The sequence below is a fragment of the Nocardiopsis lucentensis DSM 44048 genome (genome assembly GCF_000341125.1).
GTDB lineage: Bacteria > Actinomycetota > Actinomycetes > Streptosporangiales > Streptosporangiaceae > Nocardiopsis > Nocardiopsis lucentensis.
In genome coordinates, this window is record NZ_ANBC01000373.1 from 1 (window position 1) to 8,353 (window position 8,353).

Consider the following 8,353-nt stretch of genomic DNA (forward strand, 5'->3'; position numbering starts at 1 on the left):
CCGTCCTGGATCGCGTGCACCACCCTCAAACTCTGGGTCCGGTGCATGGGCAGGTCCTCCAGTTCCTCGAGGGCGATCCAGCGCACCTCGTGGGACTCGTCGCTCACCCGCAGCACGCCGCCCACCGGCACGGCCCGGAAGCACACGTTGAACTGGCGGCGCACCTCGCCGTCGCCGTAGGCGATGACGTGCCGGGCGTCGGTGTAGGTGCCGACCAGGCCGGTGACCTCCACGTCGTAGCCGGTCTCCTCCCACACCTCGCGCACGACCGCCTCGGGCAGACTCTCGGTCATCTCCATGGCGCCGCCCGGCAGGGCCCACAGCCCGTTGTCCGCGCGGCGTTGCATCAGCAGCCGACCGGCGTCGTCGAACACCGCCGCGCTGGCCGCCACGACCAGGCTGTTCGGCGTCGGCGCGGCCGGGTCGTCGTAGTACTCGGTTCGGACCATGAGGCGCACTCCATCTGCGGTACCGGCGCTGTGGAAAAGGGGCACGAGAATCGTCTCCCACGATCCGCGCGAGGAAGAACCTCCCACCGGATCCCGGCGGATCCCCTCCACCAGACGGAGAGCTGCTGATCACCGCACTGACGGCCACGGCCTCCGCCGGAACCCGATCGTCGGCGAAGGCCCAGAAAGCCGTGTGAGGGAACCACACCCGACACCGCCACCCGGGCGACCTTCGCGACACAACGGGCGAGCCTGGAGACGGCCGGGGACGCGGACCGACTCGAAGATCCGAGGTCGGTGTGTCGCCGCCGCGTTCGTGGTACCGGTTGACCCGCGCCGACCACGGTGTGCACTCTCACGAACACGGAAAGGGATGACGTGGTGCGCACTCCCACCGCTGTCGCCGCGACGCTGGCCGCCTGCGGACTGGCCCTGTCCACCGCCGCACCAGCACAGGCCGGATCCGCCGAAGGCGGGATCGTGCTCTTCGGGAACCGGAACGGAGCCATCCAGGTGCACGTGCTCACCGACCTGGACAGGGGAGACTGCCACGACGCGCCCCGGGGGACCTCGCGCATCCTCAACAACAGCGAGGCGCTGGTCGTGATCATGGACCAGCCGTGCGAGACCGGGACCGGGACCGATGTCGGCACGGTCATGCCGGTCGCGTTCGGAGGTGAGAACGATGCCGACTGGCCCGCCGAGGGCAGGAGCTTCCTTCTCTTCTGAGATCGACGTGTGTCAGGGCTCCGCTGGACCCCTGACCAGGCGGAGGCGTCCTGACAGGGGCGCCGATCAGCCCGGGGACGCGGGCCCGAAGGGCTCCCCCGCGTCCGGAGGAGGGCCTGGATCCGGCGCGCTGACCCGGAACACGCCCCCGGGACCCCGCCCCGGACGGTGGCCGGGGCGGGGTTGACCGCGTTCGGTCAGCGGTGGGCCGGAGCCGGGTCCAGGAGACGGGTCAGGGTTCCGGCGTCGGGGACCTCCGCCAGGCCGGTGGAGGAGGCCACCCAGTACGAACCGGTCTCCTCGCCGTACCAGACGACCAGGTGCGGGTGGCGGTCCTGGACGGTGGCGGCGAGCGCGTGCTCGGGGGCGAACTCGGCGCGGTGGCCGCCCAGGCGGGGCGAGCGCTCGGCACGACGTCGGCGGCAGGACGGGTGCGAGCACGCCGGGCACGCGGGGCCGATCAACGGGTGTCGTCGGGGCAGCGGCGGGCGGGAGCGGTGGAGCGGGTCGCTGGACGGGCGCGGGGAGGGGATACGATGCGTCATCGAATCCTTCCTTGACTCTTTGCGATGGTTTGGGACTGGTTCGTGTGGCTCAGAGGAGCGTTGCCGCGCTCTTCTGAGCCCTTCTGGTTTCCGGGGGTGTGGATCAGAGCCCGGGCCAGGCGCTGTCGGCGAAGTCGTAGGCGAGGTAGCACCAGACCTGGCGATAGCTGGGCTGGCCGTTGTCGCCCCAGCGGGTGGACAGGGCGTCGATCATGGCCAGGCCGCGCCCGGCGTCGGCGGAGGGGTCCAGGCCGCCGGGGTCGGGGGCGAGGTAGGCGCGGTCGCGGTGACCGAAGACTCGGTCGGTGGGCCGCCCCTCGTCCCGGCAGGTGAGGGTGATGCCGTCGCGGTGACGCTCGGCCAGGAGCGAGTAGGTGCCGCCGGGCAGGCCGGAGCGGGTGTGCGCGAGCGCGTTGGCGGCCAGTTCCGAGCCGAGCAGGGTGAACAGGTGGCGGTACTCGTCGTCGCGGTGGGCGGAGAGGGTGCCCAGGTAGGCGCGCACGAGGGGCAGGTACAGCGGCGAGGGGCCGAAGTCGTAGCGGCGAACGCGGTAGTGGGCGTCGTCGGGGCTGCCGGTGAAGTAGTGCCGGTGGTAGGGGTGGACCAGCTCCATGAGCGGGACGGTCACCTCGGGCAGGGCGGGCGGCGGCGCGAGAGAGCGCATGGCGAACAGACTCCTTGGCGTGTGGGAGTGGGCAACGGTTCGCGCGGGCCCGTGGGAGGTTTCCCGGTTGCCGGGACATGGAGGACGGGCGCGCAGTAGCGTGACCGGCATGAGCACTGAGTGAGACACCGATCACTGTCTACACATCTACAGTAAGACTACTTCGTAGAGTTTCTCAAGTACTCAACGCTACAAAGTAGCTATTTATTCGCTAGGCTCCACCTATGACCACTCCTCACAGCCCCACGCTCAGGCTCCGCCGCCTCGCGACGATGTTGCGACAGGCCCGCGAGCGCGCTGGATACACAACCTCTCAGGTCGCCACGAAGTTCAAGTGGAGTCCCGGCAAGGTCAGCAAGATGGAGACCACCGAGACAAAACGCATCAATTCGGGTGATCTCGACAAGCTGATGGACCTGTACGAGATCACGGACCCGGGCACGCGGCAGGTCATGCAGGCGCTGGCGAAGGACGCCCGACAGCGTGGATGGTGGTCCAGGTACAAGGACGTCTTCAAGGACCACGCTCTGCCCGACTTCGAGGCAGAGGCGTCCCTTATCCGAACGTTCCAGAGTCAGATGATCCCAGGTCTACTTCAAACGCCTGAGTACATGGAAGCTCTCCTCAAAGGCGGTCGCTACGCCGACCCTGAGAGCATTCGACGCAAGGTGGAAGCACGAACGGCCCGAAGGGACGTCCTGACACGCAGCAACCCGGCCAGGTTCCGCGCCATCATCGACGAAGCCGCCCTCCGGCGCGTCATCGGCAGCACCTCTGTCCTCAAAGGTCAGCTTGCGCACCTGCTCTACATGGCCCAGCTACCGAACATCGACGTCCAGGTCCTGCCGTTCAGTGTGGGTTCGCACGCCGCCCTGTGCGCCCCGTTCACGATCCTGGATTTCCCTGAACCCTTGGACCTGCCGATCGTCTTCATTGAGACCGCGTCTAACGGCCTGTTCCTGGAGGATCCGGATGAAGTTGAGCAGCATAGTGCTACCTTCGGCGATGTTCAGGGCTCGGCCTTGAGCACCGCACGCTCCGCTTCACTCATCACCGACACACTCAAGTCCCTAGAAGGCACACCATGAACACCGACCTTGAGTTCCACAAGAGCAGCTACAGCGGCCATGGCCAAGACTGCGTGGAGGTGGCCCAGATCCCCGCGAACTTTCGGAAGAGCAGTTACAGCGGCGTCAACGGTAACTGCGTCGAGGTCGGCTCCCTCCCCTGCGGCGCGGCCGTCCGGGACTCGAAGAACCCGGCCAAGGGACACCTCCCCTTCCCCGCCGCCGAGTGGGACGCCTTCCTCTCCACCGCCAAACTCTGACCCCCTGCGCCCCGCCGATCGCGGCGGGGCCTCTTCCCGCGCGGCTCNGTTGGATGTGCCACGCCAGCCAACACAGGGGCTACTCGACGGGGGCAGCGCATGCGCCGACAGTTCATCAACTCTCCCGGGGACGTGGTGCCCGAGGCCCTGGCGGGCTTCGCGGCCGCGTGGCCGCAGCACGTCAGCTGGAGCCGGGAACCGAGCTACGTCGTCCGCGCCGCCCCCGCCCGGGACAAGGTCGCGGTCGTCTCCGGCGGCGGCTCCGGCCACGAACCCCTCCACATCGGTTTCGTGGGTGAGGGCATGCTCGACGCGGCGGTCCCGGGCGCGGTCTTCGCCTCCCCCACCGCCATGCAGATCAAGGCCGCCTCGCTGGCCGCCGACGGCGGCCGGGGCGTCCTGCACGTGGTGAAGAACTACACCGGCGACGTCCTCAACTTCCGCATCGCGGGCGAACTCCTGGCAGACGAGGGCGTGCGCACCGAGTTCGTGCTGGTCGACGACGACCTGGCCACCGACACCGACGACCCCGACGCCCCGGGACGGCGCGGAACGGCCGCCGTCGTGGCGGTGGAGAAGGTGTGCGGGGCGGCGGCCGAACGCGGCGCGGACCTGGACGAACTCGCCAAGCTCGGGCGCCGCGTGGCGGCGGGCAGCCCCACNGGTGGCCCTGGCCGCCGGGGCCCACCCCGGCCAGTCCGAGCCCTCCTTCGAGCTGCCCGCCGACGAGGTCGAGTTCGGCGTGGGCATCCACGGCGAGCGGGCCCGCGAGCGCCGCGCGTTCGGTCCCACGGGCGAGATCGTCCCCCAGATGACCGCGCCGGTGGTCGAGGCGCTAGGGCTGGAGCGCGGCGAACGGGTGATCGTGATCGTCAACGGCCTGGGCAGCACGCACGACCTGGAGCTGTACGGGGTGTTCGGCGAGGTCCGGCGCGTGCTGGAGGAGGCCGGGATCGAGACCGCGCGCTCGCTGGTCGGCTCCTACGTCACCTCGCTGGACATGGCGGGCTGCTCGGTGACGCTGGTGCGCGCCGACGACGAGATCCTCGACCTGTGGGACGCCCCCGTGGCCACGCCCGCGCTGACCTGGTGAACCGACCGCGACCACAGAGGAGATCCGAGATGGCCCAACAGCTCAGCCCCGCCCTCGCCGACCGCTGGGTCCGCGGCTTCGCGGCCGCGGTGGAGGAGGCCAACGACCGGCTGACCGACATGGACCGGCGCAGCGGCGACGGCGACTTCGGTGTGAACATGACGACCGGTCTGCGCCGCGCCCTGGCCGCGCTGCCCGACCGGCCGGACACCCCGGGCACGCCGTTCCAGGTGCTCAGTGACACCTTCCTGTCCCACAGCGGCGGCACGAGCGGCCCGCTGTTCGGCATGTGGTTCCGCGACTTCGCCAAGGTGGGGTCCCAGATGGACTTCCTGACCCTGGGCGCGGTGGCCGAGGCCAGCCAGAAGGGCTGGGACACCGTCACCCGGCTGGGGTCGGCCAAGGTCGGCGACCGCACGATGGTCGACGCGATCGCCCCCGCAACCGAGGCCCTCAAGCATGCGGAGCAGGAGGCCGAACCCCTGGAGGCGGGGCTGCGCGCGGCGGCGGAGGCCGCCGAGCGGGGTGCGGAGGGCACCAGTCAAATCCTGGGCCGCAAGGGTCGGACGAGCTACGTGGGCGAGGCGGCCCTGGGCGTGCCCGACCCGGGCGCGGTCACGATCGGCCTGTTCTACCGGGCCGCGCTCGACGCCGTGGCGGACACGAGCAGCTGACGAACGTCCGGGGGCCGGGCCGCGCGACAGTGCGGCCCGGCCCCCGCCGTGTCCGGTCCCGTCGTGTCCGGGGCATGCCCCGCCCCTGGGGGGCACCGCGCGGGGCCGGGGGCCGGCGACCGTCAGTAGCCCAGGCGGTTGCGCAGGGCGGTGAGTTCGTGGGAGGAGGCCACCGCGCGGTCAGCGCCGACGGTGGCGACGGACTGCACGAGCGCGTCGGCCACGACGATGCCGGTCAGCGCCTCGGCGGTCATGCCGGTGGGGGTGTGGGGGGCGGGGAGGACGACGTCGACGCGGTCGCTCAGCTCGTCGGCGAGTTCGTCGGTGACCAGGACGGCGGCGGCGCCGACCTGGCGGGCGCGTTCGAGCAGGACCTCGACCTCCGGCAGGACCCGTCCGGGGGCGAAGACGACGACCGCGTCGCCGCGGTCCAGACGCAGCAGGTCGTCGGCGAGGCGGAAGCCGTCGGTGTCGAGGTGTCTGGCGCGGGCGCCGATCCGGTTGAGCCGCAGGGCGAGGTGTTCGGCGGCGATGCGTGAGGCGCCGACCCCGTAGGTGGCGGTCTCGCGAGCGTCGGCCAGCAGCTTCACCGCGCGTTTGAGGTCCTCGGCCGAGCCCGCGGTCCGCACGTGTTCGACGCGTTCGCGCGCCTCGTCGGTGACGCGGTCCCAGATCTCGGTGAAGTCGCCGCCCATGCGGTCGATGCGGTCGCGCAGCCGGACCTCGGGGGCGACGACGGAGGTGAAGGGGGCGGCGATCTCCTGTTTGAGGGCGGGCAGGCCCTCGTAGCCGAGGCGGCGCAGGGTGCGGATGACGCTGGCGTTGCTGGTGCCGCTGGCGGAGCCGAGCTCCTGGGCGCTGGCGTAGAGGATCTGCGCGCTGGTGTAGGAGGTCAGCAGGCGGCACACCGACTTCTCCGCCGGGGACAGGGAGTGCCAGTGTTCGCGGACGCTCGCGCGGAGTCTGTCCAGGCCAGGCGTGCCTGAAACATCGGTTACATCCCTTGACTGTGGCGTATTACTCATTACACTCCTGAGAGAAACGATCAGTTCAACATCACGCGTCCTTGTAATGGATATTACGGGACGTGTGCCGGGAGACACCACAGCATGGGCTCACCACACACACCGTCGGCCGACCTTCCCCTCGTCGAGATCTCCGGCGCGCCGCGCGACCGGGGCCTGGCCTACGGGACGGCGGCCCGGGACCGGATCGCCGCCGCGCTGGAGTTCTACGAGCGCGCCTTCGCCGAGCAGCGCGGCCTGAGCTGGGGCGGGGTGCTGGACCGGGCGCGCGGCTGGCTCCCGGTCTGCCGCGACTTCGACGCCGACCTGGCCACCGAGATGGAGGGGATCGCCGAGGGCGCGGGCGCCGACCTGCTCGACGTGCTGGCCCTGAACGTGCGCGGCGAGATCATCTACGACTCCTCCTTCACCCGCATGCCCGCCGACACCCCGGCGGAGGAGCGCGAGGCCGCCGACGGCTGCACGTCCTTCGCGCTGGCCGAGGGCGCCGCGGGCGACGGGCACGTGTACGCGGGCCAGAACTGGGACTGGCGGCACGGCACGAAGGACACCATCGTCATGCTGCGCGTCGTCCAGCCGCCCAAACCGACCCTGATCATGCAGGTCGAGGCGGGCCAGGTGGGGCGGCACGGCGCCAACTCCGCCGGGCTGGCGCTCAACGCCAACGGCCTGGGCGGCCGGTTCGGCTCCGCCACGGGCGTGCCCCAGACCCTCATCCGCCGCCGCGTGCTCGACTCGGCCGGTCTCACCGACGCCCTGAACGTCCTGCTGCGCACCCGCGCCCACATCGCGAGCAACGCGCTGCTCACCCACCGCTCCGGGTACGCCGTCGACGTCGAGACCACCCCCGGCCCCTGCCAGTGGATGTACCCCGACGACGAGGGCCTGCTCGTCCACGGCAACCACTACCAGGCCGGTGTCCCGCCCCAACTCGCCGACGACTACCGGCCCATCGCCGCCGACTCCCTCATCCGGGTGCCCCGGGCCCGGCGCGGCCTGCGGGCCGCCCGCCTCGCCCGCACCGGCGACGAGGTGCGCAAGGCCGTGCGCGAGGCCATGTCCGACCACCTCGGATACCCCGAGTCCCTGTGCACCCACCCCGACCCCGCCAAGAGCGAGGTGCGGCGGTGGTCCACGGTGCTGGCCAACCTCGTCGACCTCACCAGCGGCGAGTACCGCGTCGCCGCGGGCAACCCCTGCGAGCACGACTTCCTCCCCGTTCCCTGGAACCTCTACGACGGCCCCGGCGGTACCCCGTGACCCCCGGCGCCCATCCCCCGCACACCGTTCACTGGAGACGACCATGAAGGACTCCCGCACCGGGCCACCGCTGGCGCTGCCCGCCGCGGTGCTGGCCCTGGCCGCGACCGCCTGCGCGGCCGCGCCCGTGGCCACCGCCCCCGACCCCAGCCCCACCACGGCCGCCCCCGTCGGCGACCTGGACACCGTGACCTGGATGCTCCCGGAGGAGCCGGGCACGCTCGACCTCGACGACGACGGCGGCACCGCGCAGAACACGATCCTGGCCAACACGTGCGAGCGGCTGATGCGGATCACCCCCGACCTGGGCACCGAACCACACCTGGCCGAGTCCGCAGTCTGGACCGACGACGAGACGGTCGTCCTGCGCCTGGACCGCGACGCCGCCTTCCGCGACGGCACCCCCATCACCGCCGACGACGTGGTGTGGAGCATGCGGCGGCACGCGGCCGAGGGCGCCGCCGAGTCCGACGAGTACGCCAACGTCGAGTCGATCGAGCGGACCGGCGAGTACGAGGTGACCGTGCGCATGGCCCAGGCCGACGCCGTGTTCCTGCCCGCGATGGCGGGCAACGGCGGCATCGTCT

The 8,353-nt window shown here is 71.2% G+C and carries 10 protein-coding genes and 1 pseudogene; 7 read left to right on the forward strand and 4 right to left on the reverse strand.

The window, feature by feature from the left end; genetic code table 11:
* On the reverse strand, positions 1–449 hold a 449-nt coding region (locus D471_RS0112625), incomplete at its 3' end, for an NUDIX domain-containing protein (RefSeq protein WP_017598946.1).
* A 381-nt stretch (positions 450–830) separates the two neighbouring features.
* Between D471_RS0112625 and D471_RS0112630 the strand changes: the two genes are divergently transcribed.
* Entirely contained in the window at positions 831–1,178 is a 348-nt protein-coding gene (locus D471_RS0112630) for a hypothetical protein (protein WP_152486291.1), read from the forward strand.
* Between the two features lie 197 nt (positions 1,179–1,375).
* On the opposite strand, the gene D471_RS0112635 is transcribed toward D471_RS0112630, so the two are convergent.
* Both D471_RS0112635 and D471_RS0112640 read right to left on the reverse strand, forming a co-directional pair.
* Positions 1,376–1,723 (reverse strand): hypothetical protein, encoded by a 348-nt coding sequence (locus tag D471_RS0112635; RefSeq protein ID WP_026127667.1) that lies wholly within the window; start codon positions 1,721–1,723, stop codon positions 1,376–1,378.
* Positions 1,724–1,826: 103 nt separating this feature from the next.
* Positions 1,827–2,387, reverse strand: coding sequence for an ATP-binding protein (locus D471_RS0112640; RefSeq protein WP_017598949.1), 561 nt, complete (start codon positions 2,385–2,387; stop codon positions 1,827–1,829).
* Positions 2,388–2,611: 224 nt separating this feature from the next.
* Here D471_RS0112640 and D471_RS0112645 point away from each other — a divergent pair, with 224 nt between their 5' ends.
* The 4 genes and pseudogenes from D471_RS0112645 to dhaL all read left to right on the forward strand — a co-directional run bounded on the left by D471_RS0112645 (position 2,612) and on the right by dhaL (position 5,481).
* On the forward strand, positions 2,612–3,475 hold the full coding sequence (locus tag D471_RS0112645; RefSeq protein ID WP_017598950.1) for a helix-turn-helix domain-containing protein: 864 nt from the start codon (positions 2,612–2,614) through the stop codon (positions 3,473–3,475).
* On the forward strand, positions 3,472–3,714 hold the full coding sequence (locus D471_RS0112650; RefSeq protein ID WP_017598951.1) for a DUF397 domain-containing protein: 243 nt from the start codon (positions 3,472–3,474) through the stop codon (positions 3,712–3,714). Before D471_RS0112645 ends, D471_RS0112650 begins: the two co-directional genes overlap by 4 nt.
* A gap of 99 nt (positions 3,715–3,813) precedes the next feature.
* Positions 3,814–4,807: pseudogene (locus tag D471_RS34185) on the forward strand (dihydroxyacetone kinase subunit DhaK).
* Positions 4,808–4,836: 29 nt separating this feature from the next.
* A complete protein-coding gene (gene dhaL / locus D471_RS0112660) occupies positions 4,837–5,481 on the forward strand; it encodes a dihydroxyacetone kinase subunit DhaL (protein WP_017598953.1) in 645 nt (214 codons plus the stop codon).
* 122 nt (positions 5,482–5,603) lie between these two features.
* On the opposite strand, the gene D471_RS0112665 is transcribed toward dhaL, so the two are convergent.
* Positions 5,604–6,389, reverse strand: coding sequence for a MurR/RpiR family transcriptional regulator (locus tag D471_RS0112665; RefSeq protein ID WP_017598954.1), 786 nt, complete (start codon positions 6,387–6,389; stop codon positions 5,604–5,606).
* Positions 6,390–6,590: 201 nt separating this feature from the next.
* On the opposite strand from D471_RS0112665, the gene D471_RS0112670 reads away from it, so the two are divergent.
* Together D471_RS0112670 and D471_RS0112675 are read left to right on the forward strand one after the other, a co-directional pair.
* A complete protein-coding gene (locus tag D471_RS0112670; RefSeq protein ID WP_017598955.1) occupies positions 6,591–7,766 on the forward strand; it encodes a C45 family autoproteolytic acyltransferase/hydolase in 1,176 nt (391 codons plus the stop codon).
* Positions 7,767–7,809: 43 nt separating this feature from the next.
* Positions 7,810–8,353, forward strand: a 544-nt coding sequence (locus D471_RS0112675; RefSeq protein ID WP_026127669.1) for an ABC transporter substrate-binding protein, incomplete at its 3' end; no start/stop codon positions are given.

What these genes read in the sequence shown, in the direction of transcription:
- D471_RS0112635 (WP_026127667.1), bottom strand. Translation starts at nt 1,723, where the DNA reads ATGACGCATCGTATCCCCTCCCCGCGCCCGTCCAGCGACCCGCTCCAC.
- dhaL (WP_017598953.1), top strand. Translation starts at nt 4,837, where the DNA reads ATGGCCCAACAGCTCAGCCCCGCCCTCGCCGACCGCTGGGTCCGCGGC.
- D471_RS0112670 (WP_017598955.1), top strand. Translation starts at nt 6,591, where the DNA reads ATGGGCTCACCACACACACCGTCGGCCGACCTTCCCCTCGTCGAGATC.
- D471_RS0112645 (WP_017598950.1), top strand. Translation starts at nt 2,612, where the DNA reads ATGACCACTCCTCACAGCCCCACGCTCAGGCTCCGCCGCCTCGCGACG.
- D471_RS0112640 (WP_017598949.1), bottom strand. Translation starts at nt 2,387, where the DNA reads ATGCGCTCTCTCGCGCCGCCGCCCGCCCTGCCCGAGGTGACCGTCCCG.
- D471_RS0112650 (WP_017598951.1), top strand. Translation starts at nt 3,472, where the DNA reads ATGAACACCGACCTTGAGTTCCACAAGAGCAGCTACAGCGGCCATGGC.